The 24,814-nt window shown below is 65.0% G+C and carries 17 protein-coding genes; 6 read left to right on the forward strand and 11 right to left on the reverse strand.

The window, feature by feature from the left end; translation table 11 throughout:
• The first annotated feature begins 94 nt into the window (after positions 1–94).
• The 3 genes from ppnN (at position 95) to AYB31_RS00945 (ending at position 4,339) form a co-directional block, all read left to right on the forward strand.
• A complete protein-coding gene (gene ppnN, locus AYB31_RS00935) occupies positions 95–1,471 on the forward strand; it encodes a nucleotide 5'-monophosphate nucleosidase PpnN (RefSeq protein ID WP_068824851.1) in 1,377 nt (458 codons plus the stop codon).
• Between the two features lie 59 nt (positions 1,472–1,530).
• Positions 1,531–2,298: a substrate-binding periplasmic protein gene (locus AYB31_RS00940; protein WP_068824853.1), complete on the forward strand. Its 768-nt coding sequence runs from the start codon at positions 1,531–1,533 to the stop codon at positions 2,296–2,298.
• A gap of 199 nt (positions 2,299–2,497) precedes the next feature.
• The gene (locus AYB31_RS00945; protein WP_068824855.1) at positions 2,498–4,339 is read left to right on the forward strand and encodes a DEAD/DEAH box helicase; all 1,842 of its coding nucleotides are present in this window, start codon (positions 2,498–2,500) and stop codon (positions 4,337–4,339) included.
• Positions 4,340–4,458: 119 nt separating this feature from the next.
• On the opposite strand, the gene AYB31_RS00950 is transcribed toward AYB31_RS00945, so the two are convergent.
• Together AYB31_RS00950 and AYB31_RS00955 are read right to left on the reverse strand one after the other, a co-directional pair.
• Positions 4,459–5,034: a YceI family protein gene (locus tag AYB31_RS00950; RefSeq protein ID WP_068824857.1), complete on the reverse strand. Its 576-nt coding sequence runs from the start codon at positions 5,032–5,034 to the stop codon at positions 4,459–4,461.
• An 18-nt stretch (positions 5,035–5,052) separates the two neighbouring features.
• Positions 5,053–5,607, reverse strand: a complete 555-nt coding sequence (locus AYB31_RS00955) for a cytochrome b (protein WP_068824858.1) — start codon at positions 5,605–5,607, stop codon at positions 5,053–5,055.
• A 319-nt stretch (positions 5,608–5,926) separates the two neighbouring features.
• Here AYB31_RS00955 and AYB31_RS00960 point away from each other — a divergent pair, with 319 nt between their 5' ends.
• From AYB31_RS00960 to AYB31_RS00970, 3 genes are all read left to right on the forward strand, one after another.
• Entirely contained in the window at positions 5,927–7,333 is a 1,407-nt protein-coding gene (locus AYB31_RS00960; protein ID WP_068824860.1) for an adenosylmethionine--8-amino-7-oxononanoate transaminase, read from the forward strand.
• Between the two features lie 93 nt (positions 7,334–7,426).
• The gene (locus tag AYB31_RS00965; protein ID WP_068824862.1) at positions 7,427–8,146 is read left to right on the forward strand and encodes a 16S rRNA (uracil(1498)-N(3))-methyltransferase; all 720 of its coding nucleotides are present in this window, start codon (positions 7,427–7,429) and stop codon (positions 8,144–8,146) included.
• A 255-nt stretch (positions 8,147–8,401) separates the two neighbouring features.
• Entirely contained in the window at positions 8,402–9,892 is a 1,491-nt protein-coding gene (locus AYB31_RS00970) for an alanine/glycine:cation symporter family protein (protein WP_068824864.1), read from the forward strand.
• Between the two features lie 47 nt (positions 9,893–9,939).
• Here AYB31_RS00970 and AYB31_RS00975 read toward each other — a convergent pair whose 3' ends face one another.
• From AYB31_RS00975 to pilH, 9 genes are all read right to left on the reverse strand, one after another.
• A complete protein-coding gene (locus AYB31_RS00975) occupies positions 9,940–10,554 on the reverse strand; it encodes a LysE family transporter (protein WP_068824866.1) in 615 nt (204 codons plus the stop codon).
• 76 nt (positions 10,555–10,630) lie between these two features.
• On the reverse strand, positions 10,631–11,419 hold the full coding sequence (locus AYB31_RS00980; RefSeq protein WP_068824868.1) for a helix-turn-helix domain-containing protein: 789 nt from the start codon (positions 11,417–11,419) through the stop codon (positions 10,631–10,633).
• Between the two features lie 69 nt (positions 11,420–11,488).
• The gene (locus tag AYB31_RS00985; RefSeq protein ID WP_068824870.1) at positions 11,489–11,959 is read right to left on the reverse strand and encodes a chemotaxis protein CheW; all 471 of its coding nucleotides are present in this window, start codon (positions 11,957–11,959) and stop codon (positions 11,489–11,491) included.
• A gap of 25 nt (positions 11,960–11,984) precedes the next feature.
• On the reverse strand, positions 11,985–13,004 hold the full coding sequence (locus AYB31_RS00990) for a chemotaxis protein CheB (RefSeq protein ID WP_068824873.1): 1,020 nt from the start codon (positions 13,002–13,004) through the stop codon (positions 11,985–11,987).
• Positions 12,997–20,757 (reverse strand): Hpt domain-containing protein, encoded by a 7,761-nt coding sequence (locus AYB31_RS00995; protein ID WP_068824874.1) that lies wholly within the window; start codon positions 20,755–20,757, stop codon positions 12,997–12,999. Before AYB31_RS00995 ends, AYB31_RS00990 begins: the two co-directional genes overlap by 8 nt.
• 22 nt (positions 20,758–20,779) lie before the next feature.
• Complete coding sequence (locus tag AYB31_RS01000) at positions 20,780–21,643, reverse strand: CheR family methyltransferase (RefSeq protein WP_068824876.1); 864 nt, start codon at positions 21,641–21,643, stop codon at positions 20,780–20,782.
• Between the two features lie 68 nt (positions 21,644–21,711).
• Positions 21,712–23,754, reverse strand: coding sequence for a methyl-accepting chemotaxis protein (locus AYB31_RS01005; protein WP_068824878.1), 2,043 nt, complete (start codon positions 23,752–23,754; stop codon positions 21,712–21,714).
• An 83-nt stretch (positions 23,755–23,837) separates the two neighbouring features.
• On the reverse strand, positions 23,838–24,374 hold the full coding sequence (locus AYB31_RS01010; RefSeq protein ID WP_068824880.1) for a chemotaxis protein CheW: 537 nt from the start codon (positions 24,372–24,374) through the stop codon (positions 23,838–23,840).
• 47 nt (positions 24,375–24,421) lie between these two features.
• The gene (gene pilH / locus AYB31_RS01015; RefSeq protein WP_068824882.1) at positions 24,422–24,787 is read right to left on the reverse strand and encodes a twitching motility response regulator PilH; all 366 of its coding nucleotides are present in this window, start codon (positions 24,785–24,787) and stop codon (positions 24,422–24,424) included.
• Between the last annotated feature and the right edge of the window lie 27 nt (positions 24,788–24,814).

Below are 24,814 nucleotides of genomic sequence, written 5' to 3' on the forward strand. Positions count from 1 at the left end.
GCGAGTCTCTCGCCGCGACACTCGCTCCACCACCGGTGCAGCCGTCTTGCATTGGCATGCGGCCACCTTTGCACCGTTCGACAAGGAAGCCTCGATGCCTCTGGCGCGCAACAAGATCAATGCCTCGGTAAGCCCCAAGGGCAGCCTGGAAACCCTCTCCCAGCGTGAAGTACAACAGCTGCGCGAGACCGGTTCCGGCAGCGTCTACGCCCTGTTCCGCCAGTGCGTTCTGGCGATCCTCAATACCGGCTCGCACAGCGACAACGCCAAGACCATCCTCGAGGCCTATCCGGACTTCGAAGTGATCATCCATCAGCAGGATCGCGGCATCCGCCTGGAGCTGCGCAACGCTCCGGCTGACGCCTTCGTCGACGGCGAGATGATCGCCAGCACCCGCGAGATGCTGTTCAGCGCCCTGCGCGACATCGTCTACACCCAGAGCGAGCTGGAGAACCAGCGCATCGACCTGGACAGTTCGGAAGGCATCACCGACTACGTCTTCCACCTGCTACGCAACGCGCGCACCCTGCGCAACGGCGTCGAGCCGAAGATGGTGGTGTGCTGGGGCGGCCACTCGATCAGCAGCGAGGAATACAAGTACACCAAGAAGGTCGGCCACGAGCTCGGCCTGCGCGCCCTGGACGTCTGCACGGGCTGCGGCCCGGGCGTGATGAAGGGGCCGATGAAAGGCGCCACCATTGCCCACGCCAAACAGCGCATCAAGGGCGCCCGCTACCTGGGCCTGACCGAGCCGGGCATCATCGCCGCCGAGGCGCCGAACCCCATCGTCAACGAGCTGGTGATCCTGCCGGATATCGAGAAGCGCCTGGAGGCCTTCGTCCGGGTCGGACACGGCATCATCATCTTCCCCGGCGGCGTCGGCACGGCGGAGGAGTTCCTCTACCTGCTTGGCATCCTCACCCATCCGGATAATGCCGACCTGCCCTTCCCGGTAGTGCTCACCGGACCGAAGAACGCCTCGCCTTATCTGCAGCAGCTGCACGACTTCATCGGCGCCACGCTGGGCCAGGTCGCGCAGCAGCGCTACCAGGTGATAGTCAACGACCCGGCCGAAGTGGCCCGGCAGATGGCCGCCGGCATGCAGGAAGTGGAGCAGTACCGGCGCGACCACAACGACGCCTTCCACTTCAACTGGCTGCTGAAGATCGACGAGGGCTTCCAGCGCCCCTTCGAGGCCACCCACGCCAACATGGCCGCACTCAACCTGACCCGCGAGCAACCGCTGCATGAACTGGCCGCCAACCTGCGCCGGGCGTTTTCCGGCATCGTCGCCGGCAACGTCAAGGCACATGGCATCCGCCTGATCGAAGAGCATGGTCCGTATGAGATCAAGGGCGAGCCAAGCATCATGCGTCCGCTGGATCGCCTGCTGCAGGCCTTCGTCGAGCAGCACCGCATGAAGCTGCCGGGCGGCAGCGCCTATGTGCCCTGCTACCGGGTGGTCGACTAACCTCATCCTCGACCAATGGCCTACTATTCTGCCGGGGTAAAACTCTTTACTCTGGCCAGATGCCATTATTCCAGCGCCATATAATTGCCGCACTACTCTGCAGCCTCGCCTTCGTGGCGCAGGCGCAGCCGTTGCGCATCGTCACCGAGGCATGGGCACCCTATGTCTACGAGGAGAACGGCCAGCCGGCCGGGCTCGATTACCAGGTCAGCGCCGAAGTGCTGCGTCGCCTCGGCGTCGAGGTGCAGTGGCAGTTCATGCCCTGGAAGCGCTGCCTGCTGGCCATCGAACAGGGCCAGGCCGACGGCGTGCTCGACATATTCCGCATCCCCGAGCGCGAGCGCGCCATGCTGTTCGTCGAAGAGCCGCTGTCCGAGGTCGAGTTCGTCCTGTTCTACGCCCGCCAACGACCCTACCGCTACCACTCTCTGGAAGACCTGCGCGACCTGGTGATCGGTACCTCTCCCGGTTACTGGTACAACGACAAGACCTTCCGCGACTCGCGCCTGTTCAGCCGCGAGGAGGCGCCGACCCACGAGGCCAATCTGGGCAAGCTGGTACGCCAGCGGGTCGACCTGGTGGTCAACGACCGCCGCGCCGGCATGTACCTGGCGTCCCACCTGGGCCTCGGCCCGCAGCTCGGCTACAACCGCAAGGCCGTCGGTGAGGATCGCCTGTACCTGGCCCTGCGCCGCACACCGGAACTGGCCACGCTGGCCAAGCACTTCGCCAGCGAGCTGCGCCGCTTCAAGCGCGAGACTGCCTATGCCCGCCTGCAAGCGCGCTATGCCGAGCCCAATGACGCGCCCATTGCATCGAAGGATTGACCCAGGGCACGAAATTCAGGCGACGGACAGCTAGCGGCAGCAGTGCATTGCTCTGGTATACTCCCGATTCCCGCCAGGCTTGCGCCCGGATGCTCGGCAAACCATCGCCCAGCAGTACCGGACGGGATCGTTCAGCAAGAGCGATTCAAGCCAGGCAGCTTCCCCATCGGGCTTTCGCCCCATATAGACAGGATCACACATGTCCTTTGTTTCCCTCGGTCTCTCCGAGGCATTGGCCGGCGCCGTAGAAGCGGCCGGCTACGCCCAGCCCACTCCGGTGCAACAGCGGGCCATTCCCGCCGTGTTGCAAGGCCGCGATCTGATGGTCGCCGCCCAGACGGGTACTGGTAAAACCGCAGGCTTCGCCCTGCCGATTCTGGAGCGCCTGTTCCCAGGCGGCCATCCGGACCGCGAACACCGCCACGGACCGAAACAGCCACGCGTGCTGGTGCTCACTCCGACCCGCGAGCTGGCGGCCCAGGTGCACGACAGCTTCAAGATCTATGCCCGCGACCTGAAACTGGTCAGCGCCTGCATCTTCGGTGGCGTCGGCATGAACCCGCAGGTACAGGCCCTGGCCAGGGGCGTCGACGTTCTCGTCGCCTGCCCGGGTCGCCTGCTCGACCTGGCCGGCCAGGGCAGCATCGATCTGTCCCGCGTGGAGATTCTGGTCCTCGACGAAGCAGACCGCATGCTCGACATGGGCTTCATCCATGACGTGAAGAAGGTTCTCGCCCGCCTGCCGGCGCAACGGCAGAACCTGCTGTTCTCGGCGACCTTCTCCAAGGACATCACCGACCTCGCCGGCAAGCTGCTGCACAACCCGGAGCGCATCGAGGTCACCCCACCGAACACCACGGTCGAGCGCATCGAGCAGCGCGTGTTCCGCCTGCCGGCCACGCACAAGCGCGCCCTGCTGGCGCACCTGGTGACTGCCGGCGCGTGGGAGCAGGTGCTGGTCTTCACCCGTACCAAGCACGGCGCCAACCGCCTGGCCGAGTACCTCGACAAGCACGGTCTGCCGGCTGCCGCGATCCACGGCAACAAGAGCCAGAACGCACGGACCAAGGCCCTGGCCGACTTCAAGGCCAACCAGGTACGCATTCTGGTCGCCACCGACATCGCCGCCCGCGGCCTGGACATCGACCAGTTGCCCCACGTGGTCAACTACGAGCTGCCCAATGTCGAGGAAGACTACGTGCACCGCATCGGCCGTACCGGCCGTGCCGGGCGCAGCGGCGAAGCCATCTCGCTGGTCGCGCCGGACGAAGAGAAACTGCTCAAGGGCATCGAACGCCTGACCAAGCAGCGCATCGCCGACGGCGACATGCTGGGCTTCGACCCGGCCAGCGTGGAGGTGGAAAAACCCGAGGCCCGCGGCCCGCGCCCCGAGCGCCAGCCGCGCGCGGACAAACCCAAGCACGAGGCCAAGCACGCGCCCAAGGCCGAAGGCGAAAGCGTCGAAGGCCAGGGCAAGAAGCGCAAGCGCCGCCGCGGCAAGGGCAAGGGCGAAGGTGCTGCCCAGCAACCACAACAGAACCAGCCGCGCCAGGCCCGCAGCCCGGCCGCTCCGCTGGTCCTGCCGCCGGAGCGCGATCCCGAGGAATTCCTCGACGACGAGTTCGACAACTTCGGCAACCGGGCCGACTACGTTCCGCCGGCCCAGCCAAAACCGCAGGGTCGCAATCCGCGTCGCGGCGGCCAAGGCGGTGGCCAGGGCAACGGTCAGCCACGCGGCCAGGGTGCTCCGCGCCAGGGCGGACAAGGCGGCCAGAAACAAGGTCAGGGCAAGACTGGCCAACGCCAGGGGCAGAACCGTGGCAAGGGCCAAGGTCCGCGCGGCAATGGCGGCGGTCGTCGCGACGAGCCGCGCTACGAGCGCCAGGAACCCGCCGTGCAGGATCGCGTGGCCAAGCAGCCGCTGATCATCCGCAAGGGTGAGCGCCTGCCAACCGCCGAGCAACTGGACAGCCTGAGCAGCTCCCGCCCACGCGGTGAGAAGCCGGCGCTGCTGACGCGCAAGAGCGAAGCGTCGGAGTAATCCTCGCGCAATAAAAAGCCGGCCCCAGGCCGGCTTTTTTGTGCCGCAATCTCGGTGGGAAAGCGTAAGAGCCAGGCTAGGTCCTTGCCCTATGACGCCTGGCAGATACGCACCCCGAATTACTGGCGCACGCCTTCTACCGAGATAATCAGCTCCACTTCCTGGGAAGCCGGGCCGAGATCCTTCTGGATGTCGAAGTCCTTGAGCTTGAGCTTGGTGCTGCCCTCGAAGCCGGCACGGTAGCCACCCCATGGGTCGCTGCCCTCGCCGATGAACTTGGCGGCGATCACCACCGGCTTGGTCACACCGTTGAGGGTCAGGTTGCCGGTGATGTCGGCAGTGCCTTCACCGGTGCTCTTCACCGAGGTGGATTCGAAGGTAGCGGTCGGGTGCTTGTCGACATTGAGGAAGTCACCGCTGCGCAGGTGCTTGTCGCGCTCGGCATGGTTGGAGTCGACGCTGGCAGTGTTGATCTTGACGCTGACCTTGCTCGCCTCGGGCGCCTTGGCGTCGAAGCTGAAGTTGCCGTCGAAGTCCTTGAAGGTGCCATACAGCCAGCTGTAGCCCAGGTGGCTGATCTTGAAGTTGATAAAGGCGTGCTGGCCCTGCTTGTCGATGGCGTAGTCGGCAGCCATGGCCTGGCCGGCGAACAGTGCGGCGCCCAGGGTCAGGGCGGCGATGGATTGCTTGAGCATTAACAGTCTCCTTGTGGGTTACTTGCCGGTGCGACCGAACATGCGCACCAGAGTGGCGTCACGGTCAATGAAGTGGTGCTTGAGCGCCGCCAGGGCATGCAGGCCGGCGAAAATCACCAGGGCCCAGGCGAGGTATTCATGGATCAGGCCGGCGACGTCGGCCTGGTCGGGAATGCTGGTCAGGGTCGCGGGAATCTCGAACAGGCCGAACACGGCGATGCCGCGATCATCGGCGGTGGATATCAGGTAGCCACTGAACATCAGCGCGAACAGCGCCAGGTAGAGGAAGCCATGGCCGGCCTTGGAGGCCAGGCGGGTGGCGGCGCCGTGGTTGGCCGGTGCCGGCGGTGGCGGGCTGACAAAGCGCCAGGCCAGGCGCGCCAGCATGACGACGAACAGGGTCAGGCCGATGCTCTTGTGCAGGTCGGGCGCAGTGCGGTACCAGCTGCTGTAGTAATCCAGGCCGACCATCCACAGGCCCAGGCCGAACAGGCCGAAAACCGCCAGGGCCACCAGCCAGTGCAGCAGGATGCTGATCAGACCATAGCGGGAGTTGGAATTGCGCCACTGCATTGCATCGTTTCCGTACTGAGAGTTGGCCAAGCCTAGCGGCAAACGCATCGAATAAAAGCGGAATTTTTCGCTTCGAAATATCGAGTAACCAGATCTGTTGACCGCGCCGCCAGGAGCGAGACTCTTAGGTCATGACATCCCCGCCGGGTTCACCGCGCGCCTCTGAACGGCATGTTTCAGGATATGAATGGCTGCCGGTGAGAAAACCTCGCCCTGGACCGATTCATCGAAACTTCATGCGCGAACCTCAGTCACCCGGCGGACGTGCCTACCGCGTCCTTCTGGTAGTCTCACTGGCCGTTGTCCAGGAGAAAGCCCCATGAGCCAGAACACCGAGTGGATGCAGCGCGACCTTGCCGTGCTGTGGCACCCCTGCACCCAGATGAAGGACCACGAGCGCCTGCCACTGATCCCGATCAAGCGCGGCGACGGCGTGTGGCTGGAGGACTTCGACGGCAAGCGCTACCTGGATGCCGTCAGCTCCTGGTGGGTCAACGTGTTCGGCCACGGCAACTCGCGTATCAACGCACGCATCAAGGAGCAGCTGGAAAGCCTGGAGCACGTGATGCTGGCCGGCTTCACCCACGCACCGGTGGTGGAGTTGTCCGAGCGTCTGGTGCAGATCACCCCGGCGGGACTGAACAAGGTGTTCTACGCCGACAACGGCTCCTCGGGCATCGAGGTGGCGCTGAAGATGAGCCACCACTACTGGATCAACAGTGGCCAGCCCGGCAAGAAGCGCTTCATCACCCTGACCAACAGCTACCACGGCGAAACGGTCGCGGCCATGTCGGTGGGCGACGTGGCGCTGTTCACCGACACCTACAAGGCCCTGCTGCTGGATACCATCAAGGTGCCGAGCCCGGACTGCTACCTGCGTCCGGAGGGCATGGGCTGGGAAGAACACTCGCGGAACATGTTCGCCGCCATGGAGCAGACCCTGGCCGAGCATGCCCATGAAGTCGCGGCGGTAATAGTCGAACCGCTGATTCAGGGCGCCGGCGGCATGCGCATGTATCACCCGGTGTACCTGACCCTGCTGCGCGAAGCCTGCGACCGCTATGGCGTGCATCTGATCCATGACGAGATCGCCGTCGGCTTCGGCCGCACCGGCACCATGTTCGCCTGCGAGCAGGCCGGTATCACCCCGGACTTCCTGGTGCTGTCCAAGGCGCTCACCGGCGGCTACCTGCCGATGGCCGCCGTGCTGACCACCGACCAGGTGTATGGTGCGTTCTACGACGACTACGCCACCCTGCGCGCCTTCCTCCACTCGCACACCTACACCGGCAACCCGCTGGCCTGCGCCGCCGCGCTCGCGACCCTGGATATCTTCGAACAGGACAACGTCATCGAGCAGAACAAGGCCCTGGCCGCGCGCATGGCCAGGGCCACCGCGCATCTGGCCGAGCATCCGCATGTGGCGGAAGTACGCCAGACCGGCATGGCCCTAGCCATCGAGATAGTCGCCGACAAGGCCAGCAAGACCGCCTACCCCTGGCAGGAGCGCCGCGGCCTGCAGGTCTACCAGCACGCACTGGAACGCGGCGCGCTGCTGCGCCCGTTAGGCAGCGTGGTGTACTTCCTGCCGCCCTACGTGATCACTCCGGAGCAGATCGACTTCCTCGCCGAAGTGGCCAGCGAAGGCATCGATATCGCCACGCGCCAGCCAACCAGGGTCAGCGTGGCCAGCGACCTCTATCCCAATCATCGCGACCCGGGCTAGGAGAACGGCAGGCTCGCGCCACAGTGAAGCTGCGAGCCTGCCGTCCGCTGCTTTAAACTTGCCGCTTCGAATTCGCCGCCTGCAGCTGCCCTTATGCGCCTATCCCGCTTCTTCATCGACGCCCCGCTCTCCCTCGGCCAGCACGACCTGCCCGAGGCCCAGGCCCACTATATCGGGCGCGTCCTGCGCCACGCCGTCGGCGACGCCGTGCAACTGTTCGACGGTAGCGGCCAGGAGTACCGTGGGGAGCTGATCGAGGTGGGCAAGAAGAATGTGCGAGTCGAATTGCACGAGCAGCTCAACGGGCAACTCGAGTCGCTATTACGCGTGCATCTGGGCCAGGGCCTGTCCCGTGGCGAACGCATGGACTGGGCGATCCAAAAGGCCACCGAGCTGGGCGCGGCCGAAATTACCCCGATCGTTTCCGAGCGCTGTGAAGTACGCCTGAAGGACGAACGCGCCGACAAGCGCCTGGCCCACTGGCGCCAGGTGGCGATCAGCGCCTGCGAGCAGTGCGGGCGCTCGGTGCTGCCGGTCATCCACGCGCCGCTGGCATTGGCCGACTGGCTGAAACAGAGTGATGCCGAACTCAAGCTGGTTCTGCACCCCGTCGCCGCGCCCCTGGCCAGCCACGCCAAACCCGCGACCCTGGCCTTTCTGATCGGCCCGGAAGGCGGCTTGAGCGACGCCGAAGTGGAGCAGGCCAAGGGCTCTGGCTTTCACGCCGCACGCCTCGGTCCGCGGGTGCTGCGTACCGAGACGGCACCGGTGGTGGCGCTGGCGGTGGCCCAGCAGCTGTGGGGCGATTTCTAGCGCCGACTGCAGGCCGCAGGCCGCGTTCTTGTCCTGATCTGTCGCCTGCACGTAACAAGATGTGACTTTGATGAACGGCTGCGCCGTCAGCCTCTGGCATGCTCTGCACGCCACCGGCGCGCCTGCGGCTTACTCCGCCGTCGCACCTGTCGAGGTCGGCACCTATAACGCCGGCTCTCTCCAATAACAATTCGCCAGGGCCCCGCGCTTTCCCACAAGGAAGCCGCTGCCAGCCCCAGGCATTAGGAGCACTAAATGAACGAACTGGTCTCGACACTGAACGGACTGGTCTGGAGCCCGGCACTGATCTACCTGTGCCTTGGCGTCGGCCTGTATTTCTCCCTGCGCGGTCGCTTCCTGCAGGTCCGCCACTTCAAGGAAATGATCAAACTGATGCTCGGCGGGCGCTCCGACGAGCATGGCATCACCTCCTTCCAGGCCCTGACCATGACCCTCGCCGGTCGCGTCGGTACCGGCAACATCGCCGGTGTTGCCACCGCCATCACCTTCGGTGGCCCTGGTGCGGTGTTCTGGATGTGGATGGTGGCCTTCCTCGGCGCCAGCTCGGCCTTCGTCGAGTCGACCCTCGGCCAGGTGTACAAGGAAGACATCGACGGTCAGTACCGCGGTGGCCCGGCCTTCTATATCGAGAAAGGCCTGGGCATGAAGTGGTTCGCCTGGGTCTTCGCCATCGTCACCATCTTCGCCTGCGGCCTGCTGCTGCCGGGCGTACAGGCCAACTCCATCGCCTCCAGCGTGCAGACCGCGTTCGACGTCGAACCGACTGTCACCGCCGCGGTCCTGGCCATCCTGATCGGCCTGATCATCTTCGGCGGCGTCAAGCGCATCGCCCACTTCACCCAGGTCGTGGTGCCGTTCATGGCCCTCGGTTACATCCTGGTAGCGCTGGTCGTCATCCTGCTGAACATCCATCAGCTGCCAGGCGTGATCGCGCTGATCTTCAAGAGTGCCTTCGGCCTGGAAGCCGGTTTCGGCGCCATCCTCGGCATGGCCATCCAGTGGGGTGTGAAGCGTGGCGTGTACTCCAACGAAGCCGGCCAGGGCACCGGCCCGCATGCTTCGTCCGCCGCCGCCGTCAGCCACCCGGCCAAGCAGGGTCTGGTGCAGGGCTTCTCGGTGTACATCGACACCCTGTTCGTCTGCTCCGCCACCGCCTTCATGCTGCTGATCACCGGCCAGTACAACGTGCAGGCAGCGGACGGTAGCGCGCTGTTCACCGGGATTGCCGGTGTCGCCGCAGGCCCGGGCTACGTGCAGACCGCGATGGAAAACATGATGCCAGGCTTCGGCAACATCTTCGTCGCCGTCGCTCTGTTCTTCTTCGCCTTCACCACCATCCTGGCGTACTACTACATCGCCGAAACCAACATCGCCTACATCAACCGCAAGGTGCACCGCCCGCTGCTGACCCTGCTGCTGAAGTTCGGCATCATCGCCGCGACCGTCTACGGCACCGTGCGTAGCGCCACCCTGGCGTGGGACCTGGGCGACCTCGGCGTAGGCCTGATGGCCTGGCTGAACATCATCGCCATCATCCTGATGCACAAGATCGCCTACGTCTGCCTGAAGGACTACGAGGCGCAGAAGAAGGAAGGCAAGGACCCGGTGTTCCACCCGGAAAAACTCGGCATCAAGAATGCCGACTACTGGACCTCTTCCCAGGCCGAAAGCAACCTGGCCAAAGAGCAGGCCGAGATCAAGGCCGAGCTGAAGTCTCAGCGCTGATCGCCTCGATCTGACAAAAGCCCCGCTTCGGCGGGGCTTTTGCTTTTCTACAGCCCGCGCAGGGTGAGGCCGGCCAGCCCCAACAGCAGCAGGCCGCATCCCGCATAACTGAAGCGCTGCCACAGCACTGTGCTGTTGCGCCGCAGCCAGTCCACCAGAGCCGCGCAGACGAAACACCAGAGCAGCGAAGCCAGCATGAAGCCGGCGAAGAACACCGCCAGCTCGGCCTGGCTCGGCGTGCCCTGGACGATGCCGCTCAGCGCACTGCCCAGAGCGCCCCAGAACACCAGGTTCTTCGGGTTGGACAGCGACAGCAAGGCGCCCGCACCGAAGGCCGCGCGGTCTTGTTGGGCGAGCGTGCCACTGGCCATCTGCGGCATGCTCCAGGCGTCGCGCAGGCTCTGCGCACCCAGCCAGGCCAGGTAGGCCGCGCTGGCCAGGGTCAGCGGCAGGCGCACGCTGTCTTGACTCAGGAGCAACGCCAGACTGGACAACCCGAGCAGCGCCCACAGCGCATCTCCGATCAGCGACCCCAGTTGCACCAGCAGCGCCGGCCGAAAACCGCCGCTCAGCCCCCGCCGTAGGGTTTCGCTGAACACCGCCCCGGGCGAGGCACAGAAGGCTAGGCCAAAGACCAGGGCAGAACAGAAAATCGCCAGCATCGCGCGCACTCCAGGCTCGTTGATGGCGCGCAGTGTGCCGGGGCGAACTGCGCCTGGCTTGTACCGGATTGCAGGATCAGCCGCGCAGCAATGCCTGGTAACGACCGGGTGGCAGGCCGTAGGCAGCGCGGAAATGACGATTGAGGTGGCTCTGGTCGGCAAAGCCCAGCGCATGCGCCACCTCACCGGCCGGCAAGCCCTGGCGCAGCAGGCCCTGGGCACGGCGGGTACGCAGCTGCATGGCCCACTGCCGCGGGCTGAGCCCGGTGTGGCGCTGGAAAGCGCGCAGCAGATGGAACTTGGAAAGCCCCAGCTCGGCAGCCATCTCGTCGAGGCTCGGCGTCTGCTGCAGACGTTCCGCCAGCAACTCCTGCAAACGCCGCACGGGCTGGGATCCGATCGCCGCCGGCATCGCCAGGCGCACCCCGACACCTCCAGCGATCTGGCCGAGCAGCAGGATCACGCGCTCCTCGCCGCGTGCACGGTACAGCGGGTCCGCGCTCAGACAGGTTTCCACCGCCGCAGCGAGTTCGGCGGCCAGGGCGGGTGCCTGCTGTAGCGGACGCTCGAACTGCAGTTCATCGTGCCCCAGGCTCTGTGCCAACTGCTGTTGCGGTACATAGAGGCTGACATAGCGCCAGGGCTGCCCCGCGGCTGCGCCGCCGCCCTGGATCGCACCTGGGTTATAGGTGGTGATGGCGCCGGCCATGGCGCTGAAGCTACGGCCGTCCAGCCAGATGCGCTCTTCGCCAAGCAGGTTGGCGCCGATGACGAACTCATCGTGGCTGTGTCTGTCGAACTGCTGGCCGACAGCCGAGGTGCTGGCCACCTCCAGCTCGCCGAGGCGGGCAAGGCGTACAGCCATGTCAGCGCCCGCTCGGGCAGTCGCCGAGTCGGGTCAGGAAGGCAAGCACAGGCATCGAGCGGGCAACCGTCAGATCAGGCCGGCGTCCGCCAGCTTCTGCTCCAGACCGATCAGGTCCGGGATCTTCACCACGGCTTCGCCGAGCTGCACGGCATCCAGTTCCAGTGGCGCCAGCTCGGCGCTGGCGCGCGCCAGGTTGTCCTCGACCTTCATCGAGCGAGGGATACCCTGCACCAGCAGGGCAATGAACTTGACCTTGTCGCGCCCGCCCATGGCATTGAGCACCGCCACCCGAACGCCCGGGCCGATCTGCGGCTGGCCGTCGGAAGCGGCTTCGAAGGACAGCAGCGGCAGCTGCAGGTCGCGCCAGGCCACCTGACCGAGAAACCAGCTTGGCAGGCCAGGAGTGACATGCGGGGCGCGATAGGGAATCAGCTCGGCCACTGCCACGTTGGGCAGCAGCAGGGTACGGTCGGCCAGCGGTACCAGCAGCGCGGTAAGGCTGCTGACACTGTTCTGCGGGGCGATGGCTTGGCTCATGGGGACTTCCTGAATGGGGTGCGGATCAGACGCACTGCTCGGCCAGATGATTGACCAGGGCCACAGCCAGCTCGCGTGGGTCACCGCTGAGGCTGCTGTAGCCGCCTTCGCGCAGGCTGTCGGGCATGCTCGGGCAGGCGCAGCTATCGGCTTTCTGGGTCCAGATCACGCCGCCCTGGCGACGGACGTAGGCGGCGGCGGCGCTGCCATCGCTGCCCATGCCGCTGAAGGCGATCACGCCACAGCTGGCGCCGAACTGCTGGGCCAGATTGAGCATCATCTGGTCGATGGAAGGACTGTAGGGTTCGGGCCAGGCGCGGTCGGCCAGCAGCATGACGCCATCCTCGGCGAAGCCGAGCTCCTGGCTGATCGGGGCCACCACCACCTCGCCACAACGCACCGCATCGCCATTGCGCACCGGATTGACGTGCCACTGACTATGCCGGCCGACCGCCTGGGGCAGAGCGGCCTCGAAGGACGCATCGATATGCTGGGCATACACGAAACCGACCGGCAGACCGCCAGGCAGTGCGTCGAGAAAGGTCTTTACCGCCGCCGGGCCACCCAGCGAGGCGGCCAGCAACCACACCTGGCGTGCCGGCTCACCGGCCACCAGTGGGGTATCGGCCAGTGCCGCCGGCAAGTCCAGGCGACCTGGGCGCTGCGCTTCGGCCATCAGGGCCTCCAGGCTGGGGCCGACGGCCTGGGTCGGGTCACCAACCAGGCGCTTGAGCTTGCCGAACAGGCGGCGCTCCCAGCGCGGATAATTCTCCGAGTGGCGCTCCGGGGCATGACCCTCGCCGAACAGCACCGGGGCACTGGCGTTTTCCAGCAGGCTGTCGACCAGCGGCGAATCCTCGGACTGGGCCAGATCGACCAGCCACAGGTCGGTCTCGCAGGCGGCCAGGGCCGCCTCGTCGAGACGCGCCGGATCGCTGTTGAGCACCACCTGGTAACCACTGCCAGCCAGGGCCTGCTGCAGCACATGGCGCTGCAGCGAGGTGTCGGCGATGACCGCAATACGAGCAGCAGATTTCTCAGTCATCGGCCTTGTCCTTGACCAGCTTCAGGATGTTTTCCAGCAGATCCGACTCCTGGTAGGGCTTGCCCAGGTATTCGTTGACGCCGATGGCCATGGCTCGCTCGCGGTGTTTCTCACCGGTCCGCGAGGTGATCATGATGATCGGCAGATCCTTCAGACGCTCGTCGTGGCGCACCAGGGTGGCCACTTCGAAGCCGTCCATGCGCGGCATCTCGATGTCCAGCAGCATGATGTCCGGCTTGTGCTCCTGCAGCTGGGCGATGGCGTCGACCCCGTCCTTGGCGGTCAGCACGTTCATGCCGTTGCGCTCCAGCAGGCGACTGGTGACCTTGCGCACTGTGACCGAGTCGTCCACCACCATGACCAGCGTCGGCCGCGCAGCATCGTGCTCGATGGCCTCCGGCACATGGCTGGCCAAGCGCGGAGCCTGCTGCAGGCCCAGCAGGTGGGCGTGACGCACACGAATGGTCGCCAGCAGATCGAGAATCACCACCACGCGACCGTCACCGAGGATGGTCGCACCGGAGATGCCATGCACACCGGCGAACTGCGGGCCGAGGCTCTTCACCACGATCTCGCGGGAACCCGCCAGCACGTCCACCTGCACCGCTACGGCGTGCTCGCTGGAACGCACCAGGATCACCGGCAGCGGCAGGCTCTGGCCGACCAGCTTGGGTTGCTGGCCGTTGTTCAGCAGGTCACCCAGGTACTTCAGCTCGTAGGCCTGGCCGGCGTACTCGAAGCGCGGGGCATCCGGACCATAGTAGGCCTCCAGCTCGTACGGCGAGACCCGCACGATACCTTCGATGGTGTTCAACGGAATGGCGTAGAGGTCTTCACCGGAACGCACCATCAGCGCGCGGTTAACCGACACGGTGAACGGCAGGCGGATCAGGAAGCGGGTGCCCTCGCCCACGGTCGACTCGATGCTCATCGAGCCACCGAGCTGCTTGACCTCCGAGTGCACCACGTCCATGCCCACGCCACGCCCGGAAATCTGCGTGACCTTCTCGGCCGTGGAGAAACCGGCCTCGAGGATGAACTGCAGGATCTCGTGATCGGTGAGATCACTGCCCTCGTCCATCAAACCGCGCTCGATGGCCTTGCGCTTGACCGCATCGAGGCGGATACCGCCGCCATCATCGGCCAGGGTCAGGAGGATGTCGCCACCTTCGCGACCGAGGCTCAGACGAATATTGCCGACCTCGGACTTGCCCGCGGCCCGACGCTTGTCGGCCGACTCGATACCGTGGTCGACGGCATTGCGCAGCATGTGTTCCAGCGGGGCGACGATGCGCTCCAGCACGGTACGATCCATTTCCCCTTCGGCGTTGCCGACGTGGAACTCGACCTGCTTGCCCAGCTCGCCCGCCACCTGACGCACGATGCGACGCAAACGCGGCACCAGGCGATCGAACGGCACCATGCGGGTACGCATCAGGCCTTCCTGCAGCTCGGTGTTGACCCGCGCCTGTTGCAGCAGCAGCGTCTCGGCGTCGCGGTTACGCGTGGCCAGGGTTTCCTTCAGGTCGAGCAAGTCGGAAGCGGACTCGAACAGCGCGCGCGAAAGCTGCTGCAGCTGCGAGTGGCGGTCCATTTCCAGTGGGTCGAAGTCTTCGTAGCCGGCACGCTCGGCCTCGGCCTGATAACGGCTGAGGATCTGCGCCTGGGTCTCGATATCGAGACGACGCAGCTGGTCGCGTACCCGCTCGATGGTGGCTTCCATCTCGCCGAGGGTGAAGCCGAAGTCGCTGACCTGCTGCTCGACCCGACCACGGAAGATCGAAGTCTCACCGGCCAGGTTGACCAGGCCTTCGAGCAGCTCGGCCGGCACCTTGACCAATTCCTGCGGCGCGCGCTGGCTCGCCGCCCGTGCGGCCGCCTCGGCGGCACGCTGAACAAACGGCAGCACCTTGTTCTGCTGCTCGCTCTGCGGTTGGCTGCTGGCCGCCACGATCGGCGTGTTCAGGGTCACGGGCGTCGGCGCCGCCGGAACGTCCTCGGCCACTGGCGCGACCTGAAGGTCGGCGACATGGCTGTCGTCCAGGCGCTGACGCAGCTGGTCAAGCTCCTTCTGCAGGCCTTCGAAGCCGGACTGCACGTCGAGGAACAAGCTTTCCGGCCAGGGCGCGCCTTGTTGCTGCGCCTCGGTCAGGTGCTGCTCCAGATCATGACTGAGGTCGCCCAGACGCTTCTGCCCGGCCAGCCGCGCACCGCCCTTGAGGGTGTGCAGGATACGCAGCATTTCGTCGATGGCAGCGCCATCGGCGCGATTGGCTTCCCAGCGGCCGATGGCCGACTCCATGGCCTCCAGCAGGTCATCGCCTTCTTCCAGGAAGATGTCGAGGATATCGGCTTCGGCGCCATCCTCTTCCACCACCGGTTGCAGGTGCACGCTGGTGGGCACGCTCAGCTGGGCATCAGGATTGGCCCGGAAGCGCTTGATGGTCTCGATCAACGCCAGGCCGTCGGGAATCGCCCGGTTGTCACGTACCGCGTCGAGCATCGACGACAGGCAGTCATGGCTGGTCTGCAACAGGCCGAACAGATCCCCGTTGGCCCTCAGGCGGCCATCACCGACGCCTTCGTACAGAAACTCCAGCTCGTGGGCCAGGTCGCCGATCTCGCGAATCTCGGCCATCCGCGCACCACCCTTGAGGGTGTGCAGGTCACGCTGCAGGGCTTCCACCTCCAGGGTGTTGTCGACATCGGCCATCCAGCGCTGCAGAGCGGCGCCGGCACTGTCCATGATGTCGAAACCTTCCTCGAGGAAGATCTCCACCAGCTCGGGGTCGCGGTCGACTGCCGGGGCAGGAGCTGCAGGCACGGCACTCACCGGTTCAGGCGCAATCGTCGACTCGCCCTCATCCAGCGCCTCAGCGCCCAGAGCCGGCAGCGTTTCTTCAATATGCCACTGCTCGGGGCTCAGGGCCGGCAGCTCGTCCGGCAGCTCCTCGCCCGGCTGTTCGGCGGCCGGTTCGATATGCAGTTCCGGCAGTTCTTCGATCTGCGGTGCGGCGAAGTCGACCTCGGGCAGCTCGCCCAGATCCATCTCGCCGACCTCGGCGGCGCTATCAGCCGCTGCGCCTTCGGCAGCGTCTTCGAGCGGCTCGGCGCCCAGGGCCGGCAGCGTTTCGTCGATATGCCACTGCTCGGCACTCAGGGCCGGCAATTCTTCCGGCAGTTCCTCGCCTGACTGCTCGGCGTCCGACTCAATATGCAGCTCCGGCAGCTCGTCGAGCTGCGGTGCGGCGAAGTCGACCTCGGGCAATTCACCCAGATCCATCTCGCCGACCTCGGCGGCGGCGCTCGCCGGTTCAGGCTCGTCGGAACCCTCCAGCGGCTCGGCGCCCAGGGCCGGCAACGTTTCCTCGATATGCCACTGCTCGGCACTCAGGGCCGGCATCTCCTCCGGCGCTTCTTCAGCAGAAGGCTCGGCGACGGGTTCGATATGCAGTTCCGGCAGTTCATCGAGCTGCGGAGCGGAAAGATCCACCTCGACCAGCTCGCCAAGGTCCATCTCCGCCGAAGGCTCATCCAGTTCGGCCAGTGGCAGCTCGTCCAACGCTTCGGCAGGCGCGCTCGGTGCGGCTACTGTGCCGCCCTGGCGAAAGGAGCGAATGGCATCGATCAGTGCAGAGGAGTCACTCAGCGGCTGGCCGCGCTGCAACTGCTCCAGCACCACGGCCAGACGGTCGTGACTCTGCTGCAGCAGGCCCGCCAGCAGCGGCGAGTAACTGAAGCGGCGATCCACCAGACCTTCGTAAAGGGATTCCAGCTCATGGGCCAGATCGCCGATGGCACGAATCTCGGCCATCCGCGCCCCACCCTTGAGGGTATGCAGGTCACGCTGCAGGGACGACAGCGCGAGAGTGCTTTCCGGGTCCGCCAGCCAGCGGTCCAGCGCCTGGCCGGCACTGTCGAGAATATCGACGGCCTCTTCCAGGAAGATTTCCACCATCTCGGCGTCCAGATCTTCCGGTAGCGCCGCGGCGCCAAGCTCCTCGACCGGCGCGACGAACTGCTCGGCAGACGCATTCGGCAGCTCATCGAGCTCGACCACTTCCAGGCCGGGGGTATCGTTGCTCAGCAGCGCCAAAGCAGCAGGATCGAGCGCCTGCTCCAGCAGGTTGTGCAGGGCGGCCACACGCTCGGGCTGCGGGCTGACCTGCAGGGCCGCGGCGACCTGATCCATCATGCCGATCAGCGCCTCGTGGGCGGCTTCGGCCTCGGCGAAGAAGCGCTCGCTGACAGCCAGGCGGCCATCCAGAGCGGCCTGATACAGGGCCAGCAGAGCCTGGCAAAGTTCGTCGATCTGCGGCAGCTCGGCCATCTCGGCGCCACGGCCAAGGGTGGTCAGCTCCTCCAGCAGGGCGCTGAGTTCCTGTTGCTCGCTGGGGTGCTCGCGCCATTTGCGTAGCAGTTCATCGGCATCCAGCAGGATATCCATGCCTTCGGCGAGGAAAATCGAGATCAGTTGCGGGTCGCGCTGATCCTGCTCTTCGTGACGTGCGCTCTCGATGCTGTCCAGGCGTGCCTGGTGCAGCTTGTGCGCGCGCTCGAGGAACTCCGCGGCCCCCGGAATCGGCGCCAGCGGCTGGCTTTCCAGCTGATCCAGGCCGACCCGGAACAGCTGCTCGGCAGCATGCAGCAGCTCGGCCTCGGCCAGATCCATGTCGATCAGGTTGGTCTTGAATTCCTTGACCAGCTTCTCCAGCGGAGTGGCGATCTCGGCAATCGGCAGGATGCCGGCCATGTGCGCGCTGCCCTTGAGCGTATGCAAGGCGCGCTGCAGGGCATCGGTCACCGGCTGCGGCAGTTCCTGGGCACAGTCGGCAAGGAAGCCGACCAGAGTATCCAGATGCGTCTCGGCCTCGTTGCGGAAGATCTCCAGCAACAGCGGGTCGAGACCGTCGTCATCCCCGACCATGGCGGCTGGCGCGGTAGCTTGCGGCTCGACTTCTGCCTCGGCCTGCGGTTCGCTGTCAGACGCGAGCGGAGCCTCCACCGGCTCGGCCGCAGCGAAGCTGGGCACCTGGCCCCGCGCCAGGGCATGGGCGGTGGCGGCCAACTGGTCGACATCGTCGCGCTGACGCTGGGCCTTGGCGGCGAACTCGTCGACCAGGGCCGGCATCAGGGCGACCACATCGGCGATCACCTGCTGCACCGGCGCGGTTGGCTGAATGCTGCGGTCCAGCACGCGATTGAGCATGTTCTCGATGGACCAGGCCAGTTCGCCGATGATCAACGCGCGGACCATGCGACCACTGCCCTTGAGGGTGTGGAAGGCACGTCGGACCTCGGTCAGGGCGTCCTTGTCATCGGTATTGGCGCGCCACTGCGGCAGGTATTCGTTGATGGTTTCGAGAACCTCGCCGGCCTCTTCGATGAAGACCTCCAACAGGTCCTCATCCACCGGTTCTTCGTCGGCGGGAGGTGGCAGCAGGCTGGGCGGCACATCCTGAGCGGGCGGGTTGATCGCCTGCACGGGCGCGGCCATCACTTCGGCCATGGTCATCGGCTTGTCGGCGGCCGGCTGCGCAGGAGCGGGTTCGGCGGGAGCACTGGGCAGCTCGACTTCGGGCAGGTCGAGGTCGGCCATCTCCAGCTCGTCCCAGCTGCCTGGAGTCGTGTCCAGGCTCAGCTCTTCGCCGGCCTCGGGCAGCTCGAGAGCATCGGATGGGGCTTGCGGCTCATCCGCCTGCAGCTCTAACGGAGCGTCCAGGCTCAGGTCCTCGAGCGAGAGCTCGTCGCTCGGGGTCTCCTGCTCCGGCGCCTCGATAGGGTCCAGCTGCAGGGGCGCATCCAGGCTCAGGTCGATGCTCGTGGCATCATCCGCCGATAGGTTCTCACCTAGGCTCCAGTTGTCATCGAAGACCAGCAGCTCGCCGGCATCCGGGCCACCGGAAAGCTCAGCAAATTCGGCACTCAGTTCATCGCCCGGCAACTCGCCCAGCGGCTCGTCGTAGGCAATCTCCTCGGCCGCCAGCACTTCGATGTCCTGCAGCGGGTCGGCCAACGGCGCGGGGGACTCGGCCTGCGGCTCGACGCGATCGAGGATCGAAGGTTTTTCCTTGAGCGGATAGCCCAGGCTCTCCAGGCTTTCCTCTGCCACGTCGAGGATCAGGTCGCCCTGGCTGGCATGATCTTCGGCCAGACGCTCGAGGTAGTACTCAACGCTGGTAATGGCGTCCGCCAGGGTGTCGAGGTTCTGCCAGTTGGGCACAGCCTTGCGCACCAGTAACTGTTCCTCGATATAGCGGGTGCAGGCCTTGAGCAGGCTGGCAGCACGGTCCAGCGGAATCATCGCCAGGCCACCACGAACCTGGGTCAGCAGCTCCGGCACGCGGGCCAGATGCTCATGGTTCCACTGCGACGCGATGAACTCGATGATCGCGTCCTTGGCCTGTTCCAGGCCGGTACGCGCCTCCTTGATGACCAACTGGTGGATCTGCGCCACGTCGGTCGTCGGCAGGTGGCTCTGCTCATTCTGCTGCTCGTCGCCAGGACCGACCATGCCGGCCAGAGTCGCTTCGACATACAGCAGGGCGCCAGCCACATCCATCAATACCGCGTCGCTGGGCTCGCGCTTGCCGAGAGACAGACCGTGCACCACGTCGATCTGGTCGACGATCACTTTGCGCGGCTGGCCAAAACCGAGCACCGCCAGGGTATCGGCGATCTGCTTGAGCGGTGCCAGCAGGGCATCCAGTTCGGCGACCTGCTTGCGGTCACTGCGCACGAACAGGTCAAGGCTGTCCTTGACCCGCACCAGCTCTTCGCACAACGCGCCGACCACCGAGCGCATGGCGTCGCGGTCCGGGCCGGCCAGGCGGGCACGCTCCTCGTCGACCACGCCGCTGTCGGGCAGGGCGTCTTCGAGGCGATAGCGTTCCTTGAGCGCATTGATGCGCGGCGACTGCGCCGGCGCCTTGGCCACATAGAACAGCAGATTCTTGGTCAGCTCGTCCGGGGCGGCCTGGTTGATGCCATCGGCACCATGGTCGACCAGACGCTTGAGCTCCTTGTCGACCTGACGCAGCAGGGTGCGCACCGAAGCACTGTTGACCACGCTACCGTTGGCCAACCCCTCGACCATGCCGGAAGCGATTTGCCACAGGGAGCCCAGTGGCGCCTCCTGGCACAGGGTTTCCAGGCGGGCGAAGACGCGCGCCATATAGCCCAGGTTGGTGGCCAGATCCTGATTGCGGATCACACCGACCAGAGCCATCTGCAGCATCTGCCGCAGTTTGCGCAGCAGCACCGGCAGTTCGGCGGTGCGCAGTTTGTCCAGGGAGTCGAGAGACAGTGCAGGCAGACGACCGGACAGGTCCGGAGAGAACAGACTGGTTTCCGACAGCAGGTTCTCGCCGCGTGCGGCACGCAGATCGTTGAGCAGCGGCAGCACGACCATCGGCAGGTCGCGCCGCGCGCTCTGGATACGGTCCAGGTAAGCCGGCAATTGCAGGATGGCCTGCATCAGCACTTCCAGGGCCTCGCCCTGATTGCCGACCCGGCCGTCCAGCAGGGCCTGGGCCAGCTGCTCCATTTCCTCGGCGAGCAAAGCCGCACCGTAGAATTCGACCATCTGCAGGGTGCCGTGGACCTGGTGCACATAGGTCTGGCAGAAACGCATGCGGGTGCCGTCCTGGGGGTTCTCGACGAACGCCTCCAGGGCCTGACGCGCCTGCTTCAGGGTTTCTGCGATTTCGCCTTTGACCCATTCCAGGGCGACATAGTCGTGCCGATCACCCATAACGACTCCAGTCATTCTTGTCTTAGCCCTTGCGGGTAAACGCCAGGACCCGCTCGTCAGCCACCGGAACCAGGTCCGGGTGCTGCCATCCGACCACTTCGCCAACTCCTACCACCAGCAAGCCCCCAGGTGCCAGGCGCTCGGCCAGACGGTTGAGGATTTCGCGGCGGCGCCAGCGGCGGAAATAGATCAGCAGGTTCTGGCAAAAAATTACGTCCATGCCGGCCTGTGGCGCCTTGGCCAGCTCCAGCACATTCAAACGGGCAACGCAGACTCGCGCCGCCAAATCCGGCACCACCTTGCGCCGGCCATCTTCCTGGGCGAGGAAATAACGCTCGCACAGATCGGCATCCATCTGTTCCAGCTTGCGCGCGGCATAGGCCGCCTCGCGGGCCTTGCTCAGCGCATTGAGGCTGATATCGGTACCGGTCACCCCAAACTGTCTGCAGCTTTCCAGATCACGCAGCACTTCGGCGGCGCAGATGGCCATCGAATAGGGTTCTTCGCCACTGGAGCAACCGACGCTCCAGAGTGCCAGTGGCTGGGCCTGTTCGTCCGTGACCAGGCGCGCGCGCAGATAACTTTCCAGAATTTCGAAGGATGGGCGGTGACGGAAGAAGCGGGTTTCCTGAACGGTCAGGCGATCCAGCAGGGTCGACCACTCCACCGCACCGCGCGGCCCATCGGTCACCTGGCGGTAGTAGCTGGCGTAGTCGGTAACCTCGAGTTCACGCATGCGCGCACTCAGGTTGGTCTGCAGGAATGCCCGACGCTGCTCGTTGATTACCACGCCGGTGCGCTCTTCCAGCAACGCCTGCCAGTCGCGGAATTCCGCCTGCGACATGTCGGCCAGGGGTTTCAAGGCCCAGACGCCGCTTGGCTGCATGCCGTGCCCTTCGTTCATGACCGAGCGCCCCGGGCGGCGACCCTCTCAGGCCGCCGCACCTCCATTGATCAGGCCTGGCCTTCCGGCAGGGTGAAGCCGGATACCGAACGGCGCATCTCACTGGCCATCTTGGCCAGGTTACCAATGCTCTTGGCGGTAGCGGTGGTACCTGCGGAGGTCTGCGAGGTGATCTCCTGGATCACGTTCATGGTGTTGGAAATGTGACCCGCCGAGGACGCCTGCTGACGGGCGGCGTTGGAGATGTTCTGGATCAAGGCCGCGAGGGTCTTGGATACCTTCTCGATCTCCTCCAGTGCCACACCGGCGTCCTGCGCCAGGCGGGCACCGCGCACCACTTCGGAAGTGGTCTGTTCCATCGAGATAACGGCTTCGTTGGTGTCGGTCTGAATCGTCTTAACCAGTGCCTCGATCTGTTTGGTTGCAGCGGAGGAACGTTCCGCGAGGCGTTGTACCTCGTCCGCTACCACGGCGAAGCCGCGACCCGCATCACCGGCCATGGAGGCCTGGATCGCGGCGTTCAGTGCGAGGATGTTGGTCTGGTCGGCAATGTCGTTAATCAGACTAACGATGTCACCGATCTCCTGGGACGACTCACCGAGGCGTTTGATCCGCTTCGAGGTGTCCTGGATCTGCTCACGGATGTTGTCCATGCCGGTGATGGTGTTGTGCACCACCTCGTTACCCTTGTTGGCGATGGCTACGGAACGTTCCGCTACCGCGGAGGATTCCGCGGCGTTCGCCGATACCTGGTCAATCGACACGGCCATTTCGTTGATCGCCGCGGAAGCACCGGCGATCTCCTGGGCCTGGTGCTCGGAAGCCTCGGCCAGGTGCATCGCCGTGGCCTGGGTTTCCTGGGCGGCGGCAGCCACCTGTACAGCGGTCGAGTTGATCGTCGCTACCAGGTCGCGCAGCTGGTCGATGGAGTAGTTGATGGAGTCAGCGATCGCACCGGTGAAGTCCTCGGTTACGGTCGCGGCCACGGTCAGGTCACCGTCGGCGAGGTCGGCGATTTCGTCGAGCAGTCGCAGAATCGCCGACTGGTTACGTTCGTTCTTCTCGGCGGTGGAGGCCAGACGGCGGTTGGTCTCGCGCACCATCACCAGACCGATGAGGATGATCGCGGCCAGGGCCAGGGCGCCCAGCACATAACCGGCCAGGGTGTTGAAGTAACGACCGTCGGCCAGGTTCTCGAACTCGGTGGCCAGGCCGGAGGACTTGTCCAGCAGGGTCTGCGAGCCGGTGAAGATGGTGTTGGCGGATTCGCGGACCTGGAACAGTTCCGGCGAAGTCTCGAGGATCTCGTCCACCGAGCCGGAAACGAACTGGAACAGCTCGGAAATCTCGGCCAGGCGCTCCAGAGCGTCGACGTCGGTGACTGCGGAGATCTCCATGGCGGCATTGCCTTCGGTCATCGCCTTGAGTACGCGACCGAACAGGCTGGCGTCACGACCGAACATGTCGGCGGCCTGTACCGAGTCATCGTCACCGGCCAGTACCTTGTTTACCGAGCCGAGGATACGTTCGGCGAGCAGCGACTGACGCTGAGCCACGGACACCTGGGCCGCCGGCGCACCGCTCTGCAGCAGGATATCGACCACCTCTTCGTACTCGACCTGCAGCTGCGGGATGGTTTCGGCGAGGGTTGCCGCTACCTGGTGCAGAGACAGTACGGTCTGTTCGCTGGCCAGAATGGCGTCGGCGTTCTGGCGCAGGGTATCCCAGTCCTTCTGCACGTCGTCCATCTGCGGCTTGACCGACTCGGGCGCCGCCGGCAGACCGCTGGCTTCGCTACCGGAGGTCAGGAAACCCCAGCGCTCTTCGAAGTCGCGACGCGCTTCCTTGAGCAACGGGAAGGCTTCCGCCTTACCGGTCGCCGCTTCGGTGGCGTTCTTCGCGATACGCTGGGACAGTACGCGCAGCTCGCCGGCGTGACTGATGTATTCCTTGTCGTAGTTGGACTGCGTGTTGAGGTAGGCGAAGTTGGCGAACAGCAACACGATGGAAATGATCAGGACCACGAAGAGTCCGGCGATCAGCGTGTTACTGCGCACACCTGCCAAGAGATTGCCTGCATCGAGTTTTTTCATTGTTTGGCCCCCGCCTGGACCGACCGCACTACGGTTCCCATGTAACGCCAAAGGGCCGGCAACTGCCGACCCAACCGAAAATCTTATACTGCTACGTCGAGAAAGCCCTGATGCTGCGCCAGCGCATGTGGGCTGAACACCAGCCAGGGTCGCTCGCGCTGGAAAATGCCATGGATGAACGGCTGGATCGCCGCTTCCAGTGGCGGCAACTGCTCGGAGAAGGTATCCACCGGGAAGTGCTGCATGCCGAACACCTCGTCGACCGTCAGGCCGGCGAAGACTTCGTTGTGATCCACCACCAGCACCCGTCGCTGCTTGCGCAAGGGCGACAGGTCGCCACCGAAGAAACCGCACAGGTCCATGACCGGCAGCAGCCGACCACGCACGTTGGCCACGCCCTTGACCCAGCTCTTAACGCCAGGCAGCAGGGTATGTCGCGGCTCGTGCAGCACTTCGCCGATCTCGCCCATGGGCGCCACGAAGTAGCGCTCCCCCATGCGAAAGCCAATGCCACTCCAGGTCTGCACCGTCTGCTGCTGCGACGGCAAGCCGGCAGCCAGCGAGCGACAGCGCTGATCGAGAGCGACGAGGAGCTGGAAAGGAGATTGTGCGTCCGACATGCCGGCCTTGGTCTGTTCTTCTTATATGGCTACGGGCTGGCGCGGCTTTAGCCGGCCAGTACCGCATTGAGGGTTTTCATCAGGGTATCTTCATCCACCGGCTTGGTCAGGTAGTCGCGCGCGCCCTGGCGCTTGCCCCAGACCTTGTCGGTCTCCTGATCCTTGGTAGTGACGATGATTACCGGGATGTGACTGGTATCGGCATCCTTGGTCAGCTGACGGGTCGCCTGGAAGCCGTTGAGGCCCGGCATGACGATATCCATCAATACTGCATCGGGTTTTTCCTGGCGTGCCAGGGCGACGCCATCGGCGCCATTCTCTGCCTTGAGTACCTGATGACCATGCTTTTCGAGCATGGCAGTCAGTTTGTACATTTCGGTCGGAGAGTCATCAACAATCAGAATACGAGCCATGAAGTTCCCCATTCGGAATAGGCGTCA

It is taken from the genome of Pseudomonas sp. BMS12, from assembly GCF_001592875.1.
In the GTDB taxonomy this organism is placed as follows: Bacteria; Pseudomonadota; Gammaproteobacteria; order Pseudomonadales; family Pseudomonadaceae; genus Aquipseudomonas.